The organism is Bacillus sp. 1NLA3E, assembly GCF_000242895.2.
GTDB lineage: Bacteria > Bacillota > Bacilli > Bacillales > Cytobacillaceae > Bacillus_BU.
In genome coordinates this window covers 4,040,941-4,061,700 of sequence record NC_021171.1, presented here as the reverse complement: position 1 = coordinate 4,061,700, position 20,760 = coordinate 4,040,941, and the positions used below count along the sequence as shown (strand labels likewise).

At 39.0% G+C, this 20,760-nt stretch carries 19 protein-coding genes and 2 riboswitches; of the genes, 18 read left to right on the top strand and 1 reads right to left on the bottom strand.

The features are described from left to right. Positions 1 to 81: 81 nt before the first annotated feature. A complete protein-coding gene (locus B1NLA3E_RS24385; RefSeq protein WP_015595551.1) occupies positions 82 to 213 on the bottom strand; it encodes a YuzL family protein in 132 nt (43 codons plus the stop codon). A gap of 198 nt (positions 214 to 411) precedes the next feature. Here B1NLA3E_RS24385 and B1NLA3E_RS19575 point away from each other — a divergent pair, with 198 nt between their 5' ends. The 18 genes from B1NLA3E_RS19575 (at position 412) to B1NLA3E_RS19485 (ending at position 20,714) form a co-directional block, all read left to right on the top strand. Next, positions 412 to 2,799, top strand: a complete 2,388-nt coding sequence (locus tag B1NLA3E_RS19575) for a 3-hydroxyacyl-CoA dehydrogenase/enoyl-CoA hydratase family protein (protein ID WP_015595550.1) — start codon at positions 412 to 414, stop codon at positions 2,797 to 2,799. 109 nt (positions 2,800 to 2,908) lie between these two features. Then, positions 2,909 to 4,084, top strand: a complete 1,176-nt coding sequence (locus B1NLA3E_RS19570; protein ID WP_015595549.1) for an acetyl-CoA C-acetyltransferase — start codon at positions 2,909 to 2,911, stop codon at positions 4,082 to 4,084. A 35-nt stretch (positions 4,085 to 4,119) separates the two neighbouring features. Then, the gene (locus tag B1NLA3E_RS19565; RefSeq protein ID WP_015595548.1) at positions 4,120 to 5,904 is read left to right on the top strand and encodes an acyl-CoA dehydrogenase family protein; all 1,785 of its coding nucleotides are present in this window, start codon (positions 4,120 to 4,122) and stop codon (positions 5,902 to 5,904) included. A gap of 166 nt (positions 5,905 to 6,070) precedes the next feature. Then, on the top strand, positions 6,071 to 6,436 hold the full coding sequence (locus B1NLA3E_RS19560) for an arsenate reductase family protein (protein WP_015595547.1): 366 nt from the start codon (positions 6,071 to 6,073) through the stop codon (positions 6,434 to 6,436). A gap of 35 nt (positions 6,437 to 6,471) precedes the next feature. After that, positions 6,472 to 6,855, top strand: coding sequence for a glycine cleavage system protein GcvH (gene gcvH / locus B1NLA3E_RS19555; protein ID WP_015595546.1), 384 nt, complete (start codon positions 6,472 to 6,474; stop codon positions 6,853 to 6,855). Positions 6,856 to 7,216: 361 nt separating this feature from the next. Continuing rightward, on the top strand, positions 7,217 to 7,570 hold the full coding sequence (locus B1NLA3E_RS19550; RefSeq protein ID WP_015595545.1) for a toprim domain-containing protein: 354 nt from the start codon (positions 7,217 to 7,219) through the stop codon (positions 7,568 to 7,570). Positions 7,571 to 7,580: 10 nt separating this feature from the next. Next, entirely contained in the window at positions 7,581 to 7,889 is a 309-nt protein-coding gene (locus B1NLA3E_RS19545; RefSeq protein ID WP_015595544.1) for a thioredoxin family protein, read from the top strand. 432 nt (positions 7,890 to 8,321) lie between these two features. Further along, positions 8,322 to 8,681, top strand: a complete 360-nt coding sequence (locus B1NLA3E_RS19535; RefSeq protein WP_015595542.1) for a hypothetical protein — start codon at positions 8,322 to 8,324, stop codon at positions 8,679 to 8,681. Positions 8,682 to 8,755: 74 nt separating this feature from the next. After that, positions 8,756 to 8,858: riboswitch (SAM riboswitch) on the top strand. A 114-nt stretch (positions 8,859 to 8,972) separates the two neighbouring features. Then, entirely contained in the window at positions 8,973 to 10,295 is a 1,323-nt protein-coding gene (locus tag B1NLA3E_RS19530) for an O-acetylhomoserine aminocarboxypropyltransferase/cysteine synthase family protein (RefSeq protein ID WP_041580701.1), read from the top strand. 106 nt (positions 10,296 to 10,401) lie between these two features. Next, a riboswitch (SAM riboswitch) is annotated at positions 10,402 to 10,517 on the top strand. A gap of 276 nt (positions 10,518 to 10,793) precedes the next feature. Continuing rightward, complete coding sequence (locus tag B1NLA3E_RS19525; protein WP_015595540.1) at positions 10,794 to 11,819, top strand: methionine ABC transporter ATP-binding protein; 1,026 nt, start codon at positions 10,794 to 10,796, stop codon at positions 11,817 to 11,819. Beyond that, a complete protein-coding gene (locus B1NLA3E_RS19520) occupies positions 11,812 to 12,477 on the top strand; it encodes a methionine ABC transporter permease (protein ID WP_015595539.1) in 666 nt (221 codons plus the stop codon). Before B1NLA3E_RS19525 ends, B1NLA3E_RS19520 begins: the two co-directional genes overlap by 8 nt. Before the next feature lie 18 nt (positions 12,478 to 12,495). Next, positions 12,496 to 13,332 carry a MetQ/NlpA family ABC transporter substrate-binding protein gene (locus B1NLA3E_RS19515; protein WP_015595538.1) on the top strand — a complete coding sequence of 279 codons (837 nt, stop codon included), beginning with the start codon at positions 12,496 to 12,498 and terminating at the stop codon, positions 13,330 to 13,332. Positions 13,333 to 13,740: 408 nt separating this feature from the next. Then, positions 13,741 to 14,526: a Fe-S cluster assembly ATPase SufC gene (gene sufC, locus B1NLA3E_RS19510; RefSeq protein WP_015595537.1), complete on the top strand. Its 786-nt coding sequence runs from the start codon at positions 13,741 to 13,743 to the stop codon at positions 14,524 to 14,526. A gap of 17 nt (positions 14,527 to 14,543) precedes the next feature. Beyond that, on the top strand, positions 14,544 to 15,854 hold the full coding sequence (sufD, locus tag B1NLA3E_RS19505) for a Fe-S cluster assembly protein SufD (protein ID WP_015595536.1): 1,311 nt from the start codon (positions 14,544 to 14,546) through the stop codon (positions 15,852 to 15,854). Beyond that, positions 15,854 to 17,083: a cysteine desulfurase gene (locus B1NLA3E_RS19500; RefSeq protein WP_015595535.1), complete on the top strand. Its 1,230-nt coding sequence runs from the start codon at positions 15,854 to 15,856 to the stop codon at positions 17,081 to 17,083. Before sufD ends, B1NLA3E_RS19500 begins: the two co-directional genes overlap by 1 nt. Next, entirely contained in the window at positions 17,073 to 17,510 is a 438-nt protein-coding gene (gene sufU, locus B1NLA3E_RS19495) for a Fe-S cluster assembly sulfur transfer protein SufU (protein ID WP_015595534.1), read from the top strand. The genes B1NLA3E_RS19500 and sufU overlap by 11 nt, the downstream gene beginning before the upstream one ends. An 89-nt stretch (positions 17,511 to 17,599) precedes the next feature. Further along, on the top strand, positions 17,600 to 18,997 hold the full coding sequence (gene sufB / locus B1NLA3E_RS19490; protein ID WP_015595533.1) for a Fe-S cluster assembly protein SufB: 1,398 nt from the start codon (positions 17,600 to 17,602) through the stop codon (positions 18,995 to 18,997). Positions 18,998 to 19,328: 331 nt separating this feature from the next. Next, positions 19,329 to 20,714, top strand: a complete 1,386-nt coding sequence (locus tag B1NLA3E_RS19485) for a bifunctional metallophosphatase/5'-nucleotidase (protein WP_015595532.1) — start codon at positions 19,329 to 19,331, stop codon at positions 20,712 to 20,714. The last annotated feature ends 46 nt before the right edge of the window (positions 20,715 to 20,760 follow it).

The following is a 20,760-nucleotide window of genomic DNA, read 5'->3' as shown; positions in this document are numbered from 1 at the left end:
GATAAAGGGGGAAGCCGCTAGTCAATACGTTTGTTTAAAGGGGTCAGACCCCTCCAGTTAAGGCGTCAGACTCCCTTCATATTATTTTTTATACTGGTTGTTTTGGCTATTTACTTTTCCGCCACCGTCTAATTCCACTGTAGGACCGGCATCACCTTTAACACTTGCTGCGCTTACACCTGCTTTAGAAGGGTTTTTCTTGCGTTTGGCCATAATCGATCACCTCCAATCATATGGTGTCCAAAAGGGATGTATTCTATTTATCTAAAAATTTAAATTTTTCACCTCGTTAATATTGATTAAAAATTCGAAATATTTTATAGTATAAATATCAAAATTAAATCCTGTTAAAATTTTTTGGATAAAAAATGAATGAGTATTCATTCAATAAAGTTTGAGGAGGAAAACAGATTGATTCAACGGATAAAGAAAGCTGCTGTTTTAGGCTCAGGGGTAATGGGTTCGGGAATCGCTGCCCATCTTGCGAATATTGGAATTCCAACTTTATTGCTGGATATTGTTCCGAAAGAAATAACTGAAGCAGAACAAGTCAAGGGTTTAACCCTTCAGGACAAACAGGTAAGAAATCGCTTTAGTACAGAGGCACTACAAAAATTACTAAACCAAAAACCGGCACCGCTAGCTTCGAAAAGAAATCTTTCCCTGCTCGAGGCTGGGAATTTTGAAGATGATATGGAGCGACTTTGCGAGGTCGATTGGATTATTGAAGTAGTTGTAGAAAACCTGACGGTAAAAAAACAGGTTTTTTCAAAAGTAGATCAATATCGAAGACCTGGTAGTATTGTCAGCTCCAATACATCAGGGATTTCAATTGAAGCGATGGCAGAGGGGCGTTCAAATGATTTCCAAACACACTTCTTGGGGACTCACTTTTTTAATCCACCGAGATATTTAAAGCTACTTGAAATCATTCCAACTAAGCATACAGACCTAGAAGTTCTTTCTTTCATGAAAAAATTTGGTGAAGATGTATTAGGTAAAGGAGTTGTTACGGCAAAGGATACACCGAATTTTATCGCCAACCGAATTGGCACGTATGGCTTAATGGTTACGGCACAGGAAATGTTGAAGGGTGGATACAGTATTGGGGAAGTGGATTCGATTACTGGACCACTTATTGGTAGGCCCAAAAGTGCTACATTCAGAACGCTTGATGTCGTTGGACTTGATACATTTGTTCATGTAGCAAACAACGTTTATGACCAAGTAGACGGTAAAGAGAAAGAAGTGTTTAAAGTTCCAGCGTTTATGAAGGAAATGCTTCAAAGAGGCTGGCTTGGCAGTAAAACTGGTCAAGGATTTTTTATTAAAAAGGTCAAGGAAATTCTTGAACTAGATCCCCATACATTAGAATATGGACCAGTAAAAAAACTTAAGACCGCTGCAATAGAATCCAGCAAACAAGAAAAGGGCCTCAGCAATAAAATGAAAGCGCTTGTTTATAAAGAAGACCGTGCTGGGACATTGCTGTGGAACATAATTAGCCCAGTCCTTGTCTACGCTGCTGAATTATCTGGTGAAATCGCCGACAATATTCTCGCGATTGACCAAGCAATGAAGTGGGGCTTCGGCTGGGAGCAAGGGCCATTTGAAACATGGGATGCCATTGGTGTAGAAAAAGCTGTTGCAAAAATGGAGCTAGATGGGCAATCCATTCCGCAATGGATTAAAGAAATGTTAGCTAAAGGTTATACTTCTTTTTATCAAAATCAGGATGGAAAGGTTTCCTATTATCAAAATGGAGAATACAGAGAAATTCCAATAAATCCCAAGGTCATCAACCTTAAGCAACTAAAAAAACAAGCTAATAAAGTTATTAAAAAAAATAGTGGTGCTAGTCTGATTGATCTTGGCGATGGGGTTGCCCTACTTCAATTCCACTCTCCAAACAATGCGATTGGTCCAGATATTACTCAAATGATTAATATTGCAATCGATGAGGTAGAGAAGAACTATAAAGGGCTGGTAATCGGGAACCAAGGGAAAAATTTCTGTGTTGGTGCAAACCTGGCAATGATCTTGATGGAGGCCCAGGATGACAATATTTTTGAACTAGATTTAGTCGTTCGGAGCTTTCAACAAGCGATGATGAAAATTAAATATAGTACCAAGCCTGTTGTGGCTGCTCCATTTAGTATGACGCTTGGGGGAGGGACAGAGGTTTGTTTACCAGCTGCGCGTATTCAAGCCTCCATGGAAACTTATCTGGGACTTGTTGAAACAGGTGTGGGATTAATCCCTGGTGGCGGCGGGAATAAAGAACTTTATATAAAGCACCTGAATAGCTATCCAACTGGAGTAGAGGTAGATCTGCAAAAGGTGGCTAACAGTGTTTTTGAAAAAGTTGCTTTGGCCAAAGTATCAACCTCAGCTGAGGAGGCGAGGGAATCCTTTTTCCTATCAGACTCGGACGGAATCAGTATTAATGGAGATCATTTAATATACGATGCCAAACAAGCCGTGCTTGAATTAGACAGAAAAGGCTACAAGCCACCCTTACGTAAAAAAATACCGGTAGTTGGGGAAACGGGATTTGCTCTTCTGCTACTTGGTGCTCAATCAATGTTCTTATCTGGCTATATTTCTGAACATGACTTAAAAATCGCCAAAAAATTAGCATACGTGATTGCAGGCGGAAAACTACCCTATGGGACGGAAGTAGATGAACAATATTTATTGGACTTAGAAAGGGAATCCTTCCTAAGTTTAGTTGCCGAACCGAAATCGCAACAAAGAATGCAACATATGTTAGTCAAAGGGAAACCATTACGTAACTAAGCTTTGGAGATTCATAGATTTCGTCAAGGAAACGGCCGTAAGCTAACAACTTTATCGAAAAAAACATGACCCTTTAAGTATAAACATAGTTCAGAAAGTGGGGAAAGAGATGAGAGAAGCGGTAATTGTTGATGGAGCGCGGACCCCAGTAGGAAGAGCAAAAAAGGGTACGCTTGCCCAAGTCCGTCCGGATGATTTAGGAGCCATTGTTGTAAAAGAGACATTGAGACGTGCTGGAAATTATCAAGGAGATATCGATGATTTAATTATTGGCTGTGCGATGCCTGAGGCAGAACAAGGAATGAATATGGCCCGAAATATTGGAGCATTAGCTGGTTTACCCTATTCAGTCCCAGCGATTACGATCAATCGTTATTGTTCATCCGGATTACAGGCAATTGCTTATGCAGCGGAAAGAATTATGATTGGTCATGCTGATACGGTAATAGCTGGTGGTGCAGAATCGATGAGTTTGGTCCCGATGATGGGCCACGTTGTTCGACCAAATGCAAAACTGGCCGAATCAGCACCTGAATACTATATGAGTATGGGACATACCGCTGAGGAAGTTGCCAAAAAATATGGCATCTCGCGTGAGGATCAGGATGCTTTTGCAGTGCGTAGCCACCAAAGGGCAGCTAAAGCCATCCAAGCAGGGAAATTTGTTGATGAAATCGTTCCGGTACATGCAACGATCCGCTCTGTCGGAAATGATCATAAGTTAATTGAGAAAAACCTTTTATTCAGTCAAGATGAAGGTGTTCGAGTGGGGACAAATATGGAAGCGCTAGCAAAACTTCGGCCGGCCTTCTCGGTAACAGGGAGTGTAACGGCAGGAAATGCCTCTCAAACGAGTGATGGGGCTGCCGCAGTGATGGTTATGGATCGTGAAAAGGCTGAAACTTTGGGTTTAAAACCATTGGCAAAGTTTAGATCATTTGCCGTTGGAGGTGTTCCCCCTGAAGTAATGGGAATTGGCCCCATAGTGGCCATTCCTAAAGCCCTTAAAAATGCCGGTCTGGAGTTAGCGGATATTGGTCTAATTGAATTGAACGAAGCTTTTGCTTCGCAATCCTTGCAAATCATCCGGGAGCTAGGACTTGATGACGAAAAAGTAAATGTAAATGGTGGAGCGATCGCTCTTGGACACCCGCTAGGATGTACTGGTGCGAAGCTAACCCTATCACTCATTCACGAGATGAAACGACGTAATGAGCAATTTGGTATTGTGACGATGTGCATTGGCGGTGGAATGGGTGCAGCTGGAGTCTTTGAACTTTTATAAAAATAGTTCTAATTCATTCAAAAGGGGGTAAACGAATGTCAAATCAAACTGAACGGTTAATTAAGGGTGGAAGCTTTTTAATTGAAGATATTGCATATGATCGTGTTTGGACACTTGAGGATTTAACGGATGAACAAAAAATGATTGCCAAAACAACAGAGGACTTTGTCAAAAATGAAGTACTCCCAGAAGTTGAATATCTAGAGAATCACGAGTTTAATCGAACGGTTCGGCTTTTAAAAGAAGCTGGGGAATTGGGATTATTAGGTGCCGATGTACCAGAAGAATATGGGGGATTAGGATTAGATAAAATTAGTTCATCCCTCATAACAGAAAAAATGGCACGTGCAGGAGGATTTTCCCTCTCCCATGGAGCACATGTGGGTATAGGATCGCTTCCCATTGTGTTGTTTGGAAATGAAGAACAAAAACAAAAATACTTACCTAAGCTTGCAAATGGTGAAATGCTTGCAGCCTATGCGTTAACAGAACCTGGATCGGGTTCTGATGCACTGGGAGCAAAAACCTCAGCCAATTTGAATCAAGAAGGTACTCACTTTATCCTAAACGGTGAAAAGCAGTGGATTACTAATTCAGGGTTTGCTGATGTTTTCATTGTTTACGCAAAGATAGATGGGGAACATTTTACCGCATTTATCGTCGATCGTGATTTCCCTGGAGTATCAACTGGGGCAGAAGAAAAGAAAATGGGAATTAAAAGCTCTTCGACTAGGACCTTAATCCTTCAAGATGTTCCTGTACCAAAAGAAAACTTGCTTGGGGAACCTGGAAAAGGTCATGTAATTGCCTTTAATATTTTAAATATTGGTCGATACAAACTTGGAGTAGGGGTGGTTGGTGGAGCGAAACGGGCATTTGAGTTAGCAGTCCAGTACGCAAATATGAGGCAACAATTTAAAACACCTATTTCCCAGTTCAATTTGACCAAAGAAAAGCTTGCGACAATGGCAACCAAAATTTATGCGGCTGAAACATCGGTATATCGGACAGTTGGACTATATGAAGAACGAATGGGTCAATTAACGGAGGAACAAGTTAAAAATCCGAAAGAAGTAGCTATCTCCATTTCGGAATATGCGATTGAATGTTCATTAAACAAGTTTTTCGCATCTGAAGTGTTAGATTATGTGGTTGATGAGGGTGTTCAAATCCATGGTGGATATGGCTTTATTCAAGAATATGAAATTGAAAGAGCCTATCGTGACTCCAGAATTAACCGGATCTTTGAAGGGACAAACGAAATTAATAGGTTATTAGTGCCAGGAACCTTCATTCGAAAAGCACTAAAAGGTGAGCTTCCTTTATTACAAAAGGCACAAGTTTTGCAAGAAGAACTAATGATGCTCATTCCAGTAGAACCGGGGGATGAACCACTTGCTCAAGAAAAATATTTAGTAGGGAATGCCAAAAAAATCGGCTTGTTAGCTATTGGATTAGCAGCTCAAAAATTTGGCAGAGAGCTTGAGAAGGAGCAGGAGATATTAGCTAATATTGCTGATATTGTTTCAAGTGCTTACGCAATGGAATCCGTTGTCCTTCGAACGGAAAAGGCAATTGCCAAAACAGGTGTAGAAAAAAGTAAACAAAAGCTGCTCTACACGCAAATCTTTTGTCAAGAAGCCTTTAATAAGATCGAACAAGATGCAAAAGAAACATTGATTGCTGTTGAAAAAGGAGATACACTTCGGATGCTGATTTCATCCCTCCGTAAATATACTCGTCACACACCAATCAATGTGATAGAAAAAAAGCGCGAGGTAGCTGATAGGTTAATTGAGGCAGAAAAGTATTCCGTATAAAAGACATTTAAGGCTTTCCTCTAAATGAGGAGGGCCTATCCTTTTGTAAGAAGGATTTGCTTCCCTAGGGGTCGAATTATTTTCTTAGGAGTAAGATTCCTGTTTTTTTTAAGAACCATGTTTTACAATAGTGGATAAACTGGGCAAAATACATGGAGGTGAAAAAATGGCGTTAACCTTTTATTGGTACCCAAAATGTGGTACTTGTCGGAAAGCAAAAAAGTGGTTTGACGATCAGAAAATCGTTTATAACGAAATACATATTGTTGAAAATCCCCCTTCAAGACAGGAACTAGCGGAGCTTTATCAGCAAAGTGGCTTAGAACTAAAAAAATTCTTCAACACAAGTGGACAAAAATACCGAGATCTTGGCCTAAAGGACAAAATCAAGCATACAAGTGAAAGTGATTTATTGGATATACTCACATCAGATGGGATGCTCATTAAGCGTCCAATTGTTACTGATGGTGTTAAGGTTACAGTCGGTTTTAAAGAAGAAGAATTTGAACAAACATGGAGTAAGGAATTATAATCTATTTTAATATAATGAGTGGAGGACAATATTTTATGAGTATTCCAAAAGAGTTACGTTATTCTGTAGAACATGAGTGGGTAAAGGTTGAAGGAGAAAAAGTGCGCGTTGGAATAACTTATTTTGCTCAAGCGGAATTAGGAGATATTGTTTTTGTTGAGCTTCCAGAGGTTGGAGATAAGCTTACAGCAGATGAGCCCTTCGGTAGTGTGGAATCCGTAAAGACTGTTTCTGAATTGTATGCTCCAATTAGTGGTACAGTGGTTGAAATTAATGAAGAATTAACTGATAGCCCCGAATTTGTAAATGAATCCCCTTATGAAAAAGCATGGATGGTTGTCATTGAGCCATCTGATCTAAGTGAAATAGACAATTTAATGACCGCTGAAAAATATCAAGAAATGACAAAAGAAGATTAATCTAAAAACGCCTTGGCCAAATTCAAGGCGTTTTTATGTTTAAGCATGAGTTAAAGCTCAATGTTGATTTTTTGCAAAATGTTGATTGGAGTGGAAGGCGCGAAGACTCCTGCGGGAGCAGCGGGACAGGTGAGACCCCGCAGGCACTTAAGCGCCGAGGGAGGCTCACCGCCCGCCCCTAAGGTGCGCGAAGCGCTTGGAACGGAAATCAACATTCTAGTTTAACAAAGCCATGTTTAAAAAGCAGCGTATTGAATGTGTGGTATAGACAAAACCTTAAAATAGATGCAGGAAAACAACACCAAAGTATTGAATATTGAATAAGGTAACATAAAATACAACACGTTTATAGGTGATGAATGTGAAAGAAACAGTTGGTAAGGTCATCATTGTTGAAGGCACTTCTGATAAAAAGAAAGTAAAAGAAATCATTAAAGAGCCCATTGAGATTATATGCACGAATGGGACAATTGGTCTTACCCGTCTAGATGAATTAATAGACTCTGTTCTTGAAAAGGATGTTTATATACTGGTGGATGCAGATGAAGCAGGAGAAAAACTGCGGAAACAATTTAAAAAGGAATTCCCAGAGGCTGAGCATCTCTATATTGACAAAGCTTATAAGGAAGTAGCGTCTGCACCTGAACATCACTTGGCTACCATACTGTTGGGAGCAAATATAGATGTGTTTAAAGAGTTCCTTAAAAAGGGATGAACCTAGAAATATGAAGGAAATTCCAGCAGAATACGTTGAGACGATTATAAGTGAAAATTTAACAAGCCTCCTCTATTTTTATACCCCTCTTTGCGGAACTTGTCAGGTAGCGGGGAAAATGTTGACGATTATCGAAGAACTTTTACCAGAGATTGAATTGGTTCGATCAAATCTGAATTATTCTCCCCGTATTGCAACGGAATTATCAATAGAAAGTGTGCCTTGTTTGCTCCTATTCAAAAATGGGGTTTTGAAAGAAAAAATTTATGCTTTTCATTCTGTTCCATTTTTGTACGATAAAATTAAAGAATTTATTTGATAACTTTGGAATTTAAATATTTTAATCTAATTAATTGTAAGATAATAGCAATATTTCTCGGGAAATGACAGACAAAACTTTGTTTCGACATGGTTTTGTCTTTTTTAGTCTGCTTTCGTAAACTTTGTTGCTGTTTACTTTTGAGGAGAGGTTGATTTCCGCTCCAGGTGCTCGCTTTCCGCGGGGCGGGCGGTGAGCCTCCTCGGCGTTCCGCCTGCGGGGTCTCACCTGTCCCGCTGCTCCCGCAGGAGTCGAGCACCTTCCGCTCCAATCAGTTTAATTTTCAACGGTATGAATTCAAAACTTCTTCAATAACACAGTCTTTTAGAAAACAGCCTTTTTTTATCAAATTTGTCGAACTAATATACAAGGAATATGAAAATTTTAGTGGAATTAACTAAGTTGTAGCATCCAAAGAGGGGGAGTGGATCCTTGAGAGATATTTTGAATTCGTTTATTGAGACCTATAATCGAAAAGGTCATTTTCATTATCTTATGGAAGAAAGAACAATAATCATTTGTTTGAATACCGACAAAGGAGAATTTCCCTTTACCCTTAACAATATTAAAGCAACTGCGCTGGATGAGTATGGACAAGTGGATCAGCTGGAGATTGTCAATATTGCAGGTGACTATAAAAAAGTAGCTGATTTATTGACTGGAAAAACAAAACTTCGAGAAAGTATTTCAAATCAATACCTAACAATTTCCTCCACTCTTCGAACAACATTGGCACTGGAATCAATCTTTTTTTTGGCAAATAAAGAAAATCCGAGTTTTCTGGTCGGATAAATTTTTAAATATATTGACTTTACAAAATTTTCTGTGTTACGATGTTTTCAAGAGAATGTGAATAGTTAGTAAAGATCTTATCAAGAGAGGCAGAGGGACTGGCCCTGTGACGCCCAGCAACCGGTATGGAACACGGTGCTAATTCCAGCAGAGTCTGTTTACTCTGGGAGATAAGAAGAGATGTGATCAAAACAATCAACCCTCTTCTTATGAAGAGGGTTTTTTTGGTCCTTTTGTTCTGCTTGATTTGTTCTTTTACTTACAATAGACAATGAAAAGGGAGAGAAGAGTATGAGTGACAAACAAAAGAACTACCGTTTTGAAACATTAAGTGTACATGGAGGATTATCTCCAGATCCTGTGACTGGAGCAAGATCAGTACCAATTTACATGAGTAATGCTTATCAATTTAAAGACACCGATCACGCAGCTAATCTTTTTGGTTTGAAAGAAAATGGCTATATATATACTAGAATCCATAATCCTACTGTAACAGTCTTTGAAGAAAGAGTGGCTTTATTAGAAGGCGGAATTGGAGCACTTGCTCTATCTAGTGGTATGGCAGCCATTACGTTATCAATATTAAATATTGCCCAAGCCGGAGATGAAATCGTTGCCTCAGCAAACCTTTATGGAGGAACCTATAATTTATTTGCCAATACACTTCCAAGGTATGGGATTAATGTTAAATTTGTTAATCCAGAGGATCCAGAGAATTTTAATCAAGCTATTACGGATAAAACAAAGGCAGTATTTGCAGAAACAATTGGAAATCCTAGTTTAAGGGTATTAGATATTGAAAAGGTTGCAGCAATCGCTCATAAAGCAGGTATTCCATTAATCGTTGATAACACTTTTGCAACACCTTATTTATTAAGACCAATTGAGTACGGTGCAGATATTGTCATCCACTCAGCAACAAAATGGATAGGTGGAAACGGAACAACCTTAGGTGGAATCATTGTTGATGGCGGAAAATTTGATTGGGCAAATGGAAACTTCCCAGTTTTTACACAACCAGACCCTAGTTACAATGGTCTAGTTTACACTGATGCAGTAGGACCAGCAGCATTTATCATTAAAGCAAGAGTACAGCTGCTAAGGGATATGGGACCAGCGATTAGTCCACAGAATGCTTTCCAATTTGTTCTAGGTCTAGAAACGCTCCCTGTACGGATGAGAGAACATATTGCCAATACTAAGAAAATTATTGCTTATTTAGACGCACATCCTGCTGTTGCATGGGTTTTATACCCTGGTAGTGAAGGACATCCTGATAAGGCATTAGCTGATAAATACTTACCAAACGGTGCAGGTTCAGTTGTGGTCTTTGGTATTGAAGGTGGACGAGAAGCAGGCGCAAAATTAATTAATGCAGCTTCTCTTTGGACTCATGTAGCTAATGTGGGAGATGCAAAAAGTTTAATTATTCATCCAGCAAGTACCACTCATCAACAGTTAGATGATGAAGGGTTAGTAGCAGCAGGAGTGCCAGAAGATTTAATTCGACTTTCGGTTGGTATAGAAAACGCTGAAGACTTAATTGAGGATCTTGAGCAAGCGATAGAAAAAGCAACAGGAGTATCTTCACTAACTGTAATAACAGATAAATAACTTTTTCAGAATAAAAGTTTCCATTGACACTGATTTTTATTCCGTGATAAAATCACAATCATAGTTAAGATTTGTTTGAATATTGTTTACTTAATATAATATTTTACTCTTATCAAGAGAGGTGGAGGGATGTGCCCTATGAAGCCCGGCAACCGTCGATTTGCTTTTTGCAATTGAAATGGTGCCAATTCACACAAAGCAAGCTGCTTTGGAAGATGAGAGAAAGGGATATAGAACATTACTATGCCTTTCTGCTCATATGCAGAAAGGCATTTTTATTTCAGAATAAGAAAGTATAAACTTATGAAGTAGTTTACTGTCTAGCTCCAGCGCCCAGCGACTAGTGTACTTCACTATCTTCCCTACGATAAGTCAACATCGGATCGCTTCGCTCTCCGTGTTTCCTTTATCTCAGTCAGATAGCTCCAGTCCTGTCGTGCGCTAACCGGGGCGCTTCCGCTTTTCTTATTACTATGAGAATAAAAAGAAGGTGATTGGATGATTTCAATAAAAGGTGTTAAAAAGATTTATCCTTCTAAGTCGGGTACCGTAACAGCAGTCGACAATGTAGATTTAGAAGTGCAAGATGGAGAGATTTTTGGAGTTATCGGCTATAGCGGAGCTGGAAAAAGTACGCTAATTCGAATGTTCAATGGTCTTGAACTTCCCTCAGAAGGATCCATTACCGTTGCTGGTCGGGAGATATCAAAAATTAAAGGTAGTGCCCTTCGTAAAGCACGTCAAGAAATTAGCATGATTTTTCAACATTTCAACCTTTTATGGTCTAGAACTGTACGGGAAAATATCGCATTTCCACTTGAAATTTCTGGGATTTCCAAGTTAGAACGCCAAAAACGTGTGGAAGAACTAATCAAGTTAGTTGGATTAGAAGGAAGAGAGGATGCCTATCCTGCTCAGTTGAGTGGTGGACAAAAGCAAAGGGTTGGGATTGCTCGGGCACTTGCAAATAATCCTAAAGTTTTACTTTGTGATGAAGCAACCTCGGCATTGGATCCGCAAACTACAGACTCTATTTTAGAATTATTAGTAGATATTAATAAACGGCTCGGACTAACGATAGTATTAATTACGCATGAAATGCATGTGATTAGAAAAATTTGTCACCGGGTTGCGGTCATGGAAGATGGGAAAATCGTTGAAATTGGACGAGTTTTAGACGTCTTTAAACATCCTGAACAGCAGATTACGAAACGGTTTGTTCAGCAAGTGACTGAGCCTGAAGAAACAAAAGATATCATTGAGCATTTATTAACACGCTATCCACATGGCCAAGTCGTTCAATTAACCTTTGTTGGGGATGCGGCGGAGCAACCAGTGATTGCCAACCTCATTCGTCAATTTGAAATAACAGTTACGATTTTACAAGGGAAAATTTCACAAACACATACTGGCTCCTATGGGACTTTATTTATACATCTTGATGGTGCTCCTCAGGAAATCAGCAAAGCGATAGAATTTATTCAATCGCAGCAAGTAGGAGTTGAGGTGATAAATAATGGCTAACTCTGTGGAAATAGTAAATTGGGACCAATTAATTGCAGCAACGCGTGAAACCATCTATATGACTACGATTTCGGTACTAACCACGTTTGTTTTGGGGCTAGTGCTAGGGTTACTATTATTTTTGACAGCGAAGGGTAATATATGGGAAAACAGAATCATCAACCTTATTATCTCTGGCTTCGTCAATATATTCCGGTCAATCCCTTTCATCATATTAATTGTTTTGCTCATTCCGTTTACTAAATTATTATTAGGTACAATGCTTGGCGCAAATGCAGCATTACCTGCCCTAATTATAGGTGCTGCACCCTTTTACGCACGAATGGTTGAAATTGCTCTTCGAGAAATCGATAAAGGTGTAATTGAAGCTTCGCAATCAATGGGGGCGACACACAGTCATATTATTTTTAAAGTATTAATTCCTGAATCATTGCCAGCCTTAATATCCGGGATTACAGTTACAACTATTTCATTAGTAAGCTTTACAGCAATGGCTGGAGTAATCGGAGCAGGCGGACTAGGTCATTTTGCTTACTTGGAAGGTTTTCAACGCAACAGACCAGTAGTCACATTCGTGGCAACAGTTGCGATTTTAATATTAGTTTTTATCATCCAATTTATTGGTGATTATTTTACTAAGAAAACAGATAAACGATAACAGGAGGAGTGGAAAAACATGAAGAAAATACTTAGTTTTGCATTTATTGCTTTATTAGTTTTTACCCTTGCAGCTTGTGGCAGTACGAAAAATGATTCAGCAGAGAAGGCTGGAAAAGATGGAAACAAGAAGTTAATTGTTGGGGCAACAGCAGTACCACACGCTGAAGTGCTTGAAGCAGCAAAACCATTATTAAAGAAAAAAGGTATTGATCTTGAAGTGCAAGTGTTTACAGATTATGTTCTTCCCAATGTTGCGTTAAGAGATAAAGAACTCGATGCAAATTATTTCCAAACACCAGGTTATTTAGAACTTCAAATGAAAGAAAACAAGGATTATGATTTTGTAAGTGTTGGAGAAATCCACAAAGAACCAATTGGTGTTTATTCTAAAAAATACAAAAGTTTAAAAGATCTTCCTAATGGTGCAAAAATTATTATGAGTGATTCTTTTAGTGATCACGGACGTATTCTTCCTATTTTTGAAAAAGCAGGATTAATTAAGCTTAAAGAAGGTGTAGGAAAAAATGCAAGAGTTGAGGATATTATTGACAATCCAAAAAAACTTGATTTCTCAACTTTAATCGAAGCGAAATTATTAGCCTCTTCTTTCGAAAGCGGTGAAGGTGACGCAGTTGTAATTAATACGAATTATGCTTTAGAAGGCGGAATCGACATTGGAAAATACGGAATCGCATTTGAAGGTGATGACGTTGTTCCAGCTAACCTATTTGTCGTACGTTCTGAAGATAAAGATAACAAGGAAATTAAAACACTTGTAGATGTCCTTAAATCAGAAGAAATCCAAAAGTTCATTAAAGATAAATACCAAGGTGCCGTTTTATCAGTAAAATAGTTTTTTAAAAAAATAGAACCAATCGGAAATTGGTTCTTAGGCTGTCGAGAGTTTCTCGACAGCCTTTATTTTTAAATTGATTTAGAACAAGGAAAATTTCATAAAAAAATATATAATAAGAAAGAAACACTTGCCAGACCAGTGCAAATGAATACAAGATTTTTGACAAAATTGAACTTGCAAAGCTTTGTCAAACGAAACAAGTGATACATGAAACCAAGGGATAGGGAAAAAATAAAGGATATAGAAATATATTCAGGGATTTGTTCTTTATAACTAATTTTATTATTACTGCTAAAATGTTGCTAACTAATTTCATTTGTTATAAGATTGTAATGAGAATAGATTGAGAATGAAAAATTTACAGTCTTTTTGGCTGAAAGATACACAGTGATGGAGGTATTATATATGGCAGGATCAACTTTAACGGTGAAGGATCTTCACGTTGCTATTGAGGGAAAAGAAATTTTAAAGGGTGTAAACTTAGAAATTAAGGGCGGAGAAATCCATGCTATTATGGGCCCTAACGGAACTGGAAAGTCAACCTTGTCTTCTTCAATTATGGGTCATCCAAAATATGAAGTAACACAAGGAAGTATCACATTGGACGGGAAAAATGTTTTGGAAATGGAAGTTGACGAACGCGCACGTGCAGGTCTTTTTCTCGGTATGCAGTATCCAAGTGAGATTAGCGGAGTAACAAATGCAGATTTTTTACGTTCAGCAGTCAACAGTCGACGTGAAGAAGGAAATGAAATTTCGTTAATGAAATTTATCCGTCAAATGGATGCGAAAATGGATTTCCTTGAAATGGATCAAAATATGGCTCAACGGTATTTAAACGAAGGATTTTCTGGTGGAGAAAAGAAACGTAATGAAATCCTTCAATTAATGATGATTCAGCCTAAAATTGCTATTTTAGACGAGATTGACTCGGGTTTGGATATTGATGCTCTGAAGGTTGTTTCAAAGGGTATCAATGAAATGCGCAATGAGGATTTCGGATGTTTAATGATTACACATTATCAACGTCTATTAAATTATATCAAACCAGATTTCGTTCACGTTATGATGCAAGGCCGTATTGTTAAGTCCGGCGGGCCAGAATTGGCACAACGCTTAGAAACAGAAGGATACGACTGGATCAAGCAAGAGCTAGGAATTGAAGACGAAACAGTTGGGCAAGAAGCGTAAGCGTTGGGGGGATTAAAATGACAACTGAAATAAAATTACCGTTTGACCAGGATTATGTCAGCTCTTTTTCAAAGGAAATGGGTGAGCCAACCTGGTTAACAGAACTTCGTTTACAAGCAATGGCTTTGGCGGAAACGCTTCCTTTACCAAGACCGGATAAAACGAAAATAGATAAGTGGAATTTTACTCAATTTCCAAAGCACATCGTAAAAAGTGAAGATTTCGCTTCCCTTAACGAATTGCCGGAAGAAGTGAAAGTTTTAATTGATATAGAGGCAAAAGATAAAAATTTATATATCCAACGAAATAATCGACCTGTTTTTCTGTCGTTATCAAAAGAATGGCAAGAAAAAGGAGTTATTTTTACAGATATTTTTTCAGCTGCACGTGAACATGGTGACTTGCTTCAACGTTATCTGATGAAAAGTGGAGTAAAAATGGATGAACATCGCTTAACAGCTGTTCATGCAGCGTTAATAAATGGTGGTACCTTTCTATATGTTCCAAAAAACGTCGAGGTAACTCAACCAATTCAAGCTGTTTTTATCCATGACGATGCTGAAGCTAGTCTTTTCAATCATGTGTTAGTTTTGGCTGAAGATAATAGTTCTGTAACCTATGTAGAAAATTATGTGTCCTTGGTGAACGCGGCAACAGGGGTCGTTAATATTGTGACAGAAGTGTTAGCTAATAATAATGCAAAAGTTCAATATGGTGCTGTTGATACTCTTTCTAAAGAAGTGACAACGTATGTTAACCGACGCGGTGTTGCTGCAAGAGATGCTAAAATTGAATGGGCATTAGGATTAATGAATGATGGAAATACTATTTCTGAAAATACAACAAACCTAATTGGCGACGGATCTTTGAGTGATTCTAAAACAGTTGTTGTTGGACGCGGAGAGCAAATTCAAAACTTTACAACAAAAATCGTTCATTATGGTAAAAATACAACAGGCCACATTCTAAAACATGGTGTGATGAAAGACAGTGCCTCGTCCATTTTTAACGGTATTGGGAAAATCGAGCATGGTGCCTCTAAGTCTAATGCCGAACAAGAATCACGTGTTTTGATGCTTAGTGAAAAAGCGCGTGGAGACGCTAACCCTGTATTGTTGATTGATGAAGATGATGTAATTGCCGGTCATGCAGCATCAGTAGGTCGAGTAGACCCTGTTCAGTTATATTATTTAATGAGTCGTGGGATTGCAAAAAAAGAGGCAGAACGCCTAATCATTCACGGTTTCTTAGCACCAGTCGTTAATGAACTACCAATCGAAGGAGTTAAGAAGCAGCTTGTTGAAGTGATCGAAAGGAAAGTAAAATGATGAATATTCATGATATTCGCAACCTTTTTCCAATACTAGATCAAGAAATAAACGGGAAACCACTTGTTTATCTTGACAGTGCCGCTACATCACAGAAGCCAGTTCAGGTAATCGAGGCCATCGACCGCTACTATCGTGAAATTAACTCCAATGTTCATCGCGGCGTTCACACCCTTGGGACTCGTGCTACGGATGCCTATGAAGGTGCTCGTGAAAAGGTTCGTAAGTTTATTAATGCTAAATCGATTCAGGAAATTGTTTTCACTCGGGGGACAACAACTTCATTAAATACAGTTGCAAGAAGTTATGGTGGGGCTAACCTTCACCCTGGTGATGAAATTGTCATTTCTTTAATGGAACATCACAGTAATATCATTCCTTGGCAGCAAGTGGCGAAACAAACTGGTGCAACACTTAAATACCTACCAATGCAAGAAGATGGAACCATTTCACTTGATGATGTTCGGGCAACCGTGACAGCAAATACAAAAATTGTTTCTGTTATGCAAGTTTCCAATGTTTTAGGAACCATAAACCCAGTGAAGGAAATTGCCAAAATTGCCCACGAAAACGGTGCTATTATGGTGGTTGACGGAGCTCAAAGTGTACCGCATATGAAAATTGATGTGCAAGATTTAGATTGTGACTTTTTAGCCTTTTCAGGTCATAAAATGTGCGGTCCAACGGGTATCGGCGTATTATATGGTAAAAAGCATTTGCTTGAAAAAATGGAGCCAGTTGAATTTGGTGGGGAAATGATCGATTTTGTAGATCTTTATGATTCAACATGGAAAGAGCTTCCATGGAAGTTTGAAGGTGGTACTCCAATCATTGCTGGAGCGATTGGACTAGGTGCTGCGATCGACTTTTTAGAAGAAGTTGGATTAGAGCAAATTCTCGCACACGAGCATAGACTAGCAGCATATGGAATGGAAAAAATGTCACAGATTGAGGGAATCACCATCTACGGTCCGAAAGATCCAAAAAATCGTGCCGGTGTAATTACCTTTAATATAAATGATGTTCATCCACATGATGTAGCAACTGTTTTAGATGCGGAAGGAATTGCAGTCCGTGCAGGACATCATTGTGCTCAACCTTTAATGAAATGGTTAAAGGCATCAGCAACCGCTCGGGCCAGCTTCTATTTGTATAATACGGAAGAGGATATTGATAAGCTCGTCGAAGGGCTTGTTAAAACAAAGGAGTATTTCAGCGATGTCTTTTAATAATTTAGATACACTTTATCGTCAGGTCATTATGGATCATTACAAAAATCCTCGGAACAAAGGGGTTTTGGAAGACGGCAGTTTGACTGTTAACATGAATAATCCAACCTGTGGGGACCGAATCCGTTTGACGATGAAAGTAGAGAACGGGATCGTAATCGATGCCAAGTTTGAGGGAGAAGGATGTTCAATTTCAATGTCATCTGCATCGATGATGACACAAGCAATTAAAGGAAAGAGCATTAATGATGCCATTAAAGTCTCTCATGCATTTTCGAATATCATGCAGGGGAAAGAATATGATGAAAGTCTAGACCTTGGCGATATCGAATCGTTGCAAGGTGTTTGCAAGTTTCCAGCAAGAATAAAATGTGCGACGCTTGCTTGGAAGGCCATGGAAAAGGGCCTTGAGGAAGATGGGGAATAATTTAACATTCTAACTGCCTGTCCTAACCAGTGCCAATGACTAAAAAGCAGTGAAGCAAGATTCCCTGCAAGAAATGGAGGAATTCGACGATGGCAAAAAAAATGCCTGAGATCGGTGATTATAAATATGGCTTTGCCGATAAAGATGTTTCCATTTTTCGATCTAAGCGTGGTTTAACAAGTGAGATCGTTGAGGAAATTTCAAAATTAAAGGGCGAACCACAGTGGATGCTTGACTTCCGATTAAAGTCGTTAGAGCATTTCTACAGGATGCCAATGCCTCAATGGGGTGGTGACTTGGCATCGTTAAACTTTGATGAAATTACTTATTACGTAAAGCCATCAGAGCGTTCTGAAAAATCGTGGGATGAAGTACCTGAAGAAATTAAACAAACCTTTGATAAGCTTGGGATTCCAGAAGCTGAGCAAAAGTATTTAGCGGGTGTTTCTGCACAATACGAGTCAGAGGTTGTTTATCATAATATGAAGCAAGAACTAGAAGATCTAGGAATTGTCTTTAAGGATACCGACTCTGCATTACGTGAAAATGAAGATATTTTCCGTGAACATTTTGCAAAAGTGATTCCACCAACTGACAATAAGTTTTCGGCTCTTAACTCGGCTGTATGGTCAGGAGGATCATTCATTTATGTTCCAAAGGGCATAAAGGTGGATACTCCGCTTCAAGCATACTTCCGGATCAATTCGGAAAACATGGGTCAATTTGAACGGACCTTAATTATTGTGGATGAGGGTGCTAGCGTTCATTATGTTGAAGGCTGTACTGCTCCAGTTTATACAACGAATTCACTTCATAGTGCAGTAGTTGAAATTATAATTAAAAAAGATGCTTACTGTCGTTACACAACCATCCAAAACTGGGCAAACAATGTTTTTAACCTAGTAACGAAGCGAGCGGTCTGTGACGCTAATGCGACAATGGAATGGATTGATGGAAACATCGGATCTAAGTTAACAATGAAATACCCTGCTGTTATTTTAAAAGGAGAAGGTGCCCGGGGCATGACTCTTTCCATCGCAATTGCTGGAAAAGGACAGCACCAGGATGCCGGTGCGAAAATGATCCACTTAGCACCGAATACCTCTTCAACCATTGTTTCGAAGTCAATTTCAAAACATGGCGGCAAAGTAACTTATCGTGGAATCGTCCATTTTGGCCGCAAAGCAGATGGAGCTCGTGCTAATATTGAATGTGATACATTGATTATGGATAACCAATCTACTTCTGATACGGTTCCTTACAATGAAATCTTAAATGACAATATCTCCCTTGAGCATGAAGCGAAGGTATCAAAAGTATCAGAAGAACAATTATTCTATCTGATGAGCCGTGGTGTTTCTCAACAAGACGCAACAGAGATGATTGTCATGGGCTTTATTGAGCCATTTACAAAAGAACTTCCAATGGAGTACGCTGTTGAAATGAATCGTCTCATCAAGTTCGAGATGGAAGGTTCAATCGGCTAATCCTTTTGTTTAAAAATCCGTTCACCATTAAATGGTGAACGGATTTTTTGCATTTATTTTGTTGGTTGGCGGATGGGAGTGCTAATTTGGCGGATGGGGCCAGTTTATTGGCGGATTGGAGGCAATTATCGGCGGATAGGCGCCCGACTTTGGCGGATTGTGGCCACACAATCTGGCGAATAGGGTAGGATAGGAGAGAACCCGTCGAGACCAACACCAGAAACAAATCCAATCAGCCAAACGCATAACACTGATAATCCTTCATAGCGATATGCTATCATGTTGTTATAGATTAAATAAATATAAAGCAGCAAAAAGGAATGATGCAACGATGGAAATCATCCATATTTATCATACAAACGATTTACATAGCCATTTTGAGCATTGGCCAAGAATTCATTCGTTTTTGAATGATAGAAAACAGTGGCATCAAGATGTTGGCGATGAAGTATACCTTTTTGATATCGGTGATCATGTCGATCGATTTCATCCATATTCAGACGGAACAATGGGAAAGGGAAATATTGAGCTTCTGAACCAAGCCGGCTATACCGCTGTGACAATAGGAAACAATGAGGGTATCACGTTCCCACATGAAGCTCTTGATTCCATGTATGGCCAAGCAACATACCCAATCCTCGTTGCAAATTTATTTAACCAGGACGGGACCAGACCAGATTGGGTCAAACCATTCCAAATTCTGACCACAAACAGTGGTACAAGGGTGGGTATAATAGGTCTAACCGTTTTTTATGAACATCTATATGGGTTATTAGGATGGAAGCTTAAGGAGCCCTTCCAGGAGTTAAGGAAGCAAATTGACCAACTTAATGGAAAAACAGATGTCCTTATATTATTGTCCCATTTAGGACTTCACGAGGATGAGGCAATTGCCCGTGAATTCCCTGAGATTGATATCATTTTAGGTGGACACACTCACCACCTTCTCCACCAAGGGAAAATAATAAATAATAGCATGCTTTGTGCTGCTGGAAAGTATGGTCAGTTTGTGGGCCATGTTACTTTAGAATTGGAAAATGGGAAAGTAATCAAACGTGAGGCTATTTTATATGACACAAATGAGCTTCCTCCGGTTGAAACTGAACTGGAAAATGTGAACCGTTTGCATACTAAAGGTAAACAGCTTTTGGAAAAAAATATTGTTCACCTTTCAGAGAACCTAATTAGTAATCCGCTTCAGGAATCTCCTCTACCTGCACTGTTGTGCGAGGCGCTTCATGAATGGTGTGGTGCTGATTGTGCTTTTATGAATTCTGGCTTACTGCTAGGTGGTTTAGAAAAGGGACTAGTTACCCGTTTTGATTTATTAGAAATTTGCCCTCATCCTATTAACCCTTGTTTAGTTGAGATTTCGGGTAGGGAACTAAAGGAAGTTTTACTTCAAACTCAAGAAGAACACTGGCCACATCTTCAAGTGACAGGATTGGGTTTCCGCGGTAAGGTGATGGGGGCATTCATCTATAGTGGAATAACAGTTAACCGTAAACAATCTATGATAGAAGTGTTAATTGGCAATGAGCAAATCGTTCCTGAAAAAATATATAAACTAGCTATTCCAGATATGTTCACATTTGGACGCTATTTTCCAGAAATATTCCGTGCAGAGAATAAAACCTATTATTTACCTGAGTTTTTAAGGGATGTTCTTGAATGGAAACTGAAAAAAAACTATCCCAAATTTGATTCAAATGCATAAAATATACACCTCCTTCCTTATTGCACATAAAATACTATAGGAAGGA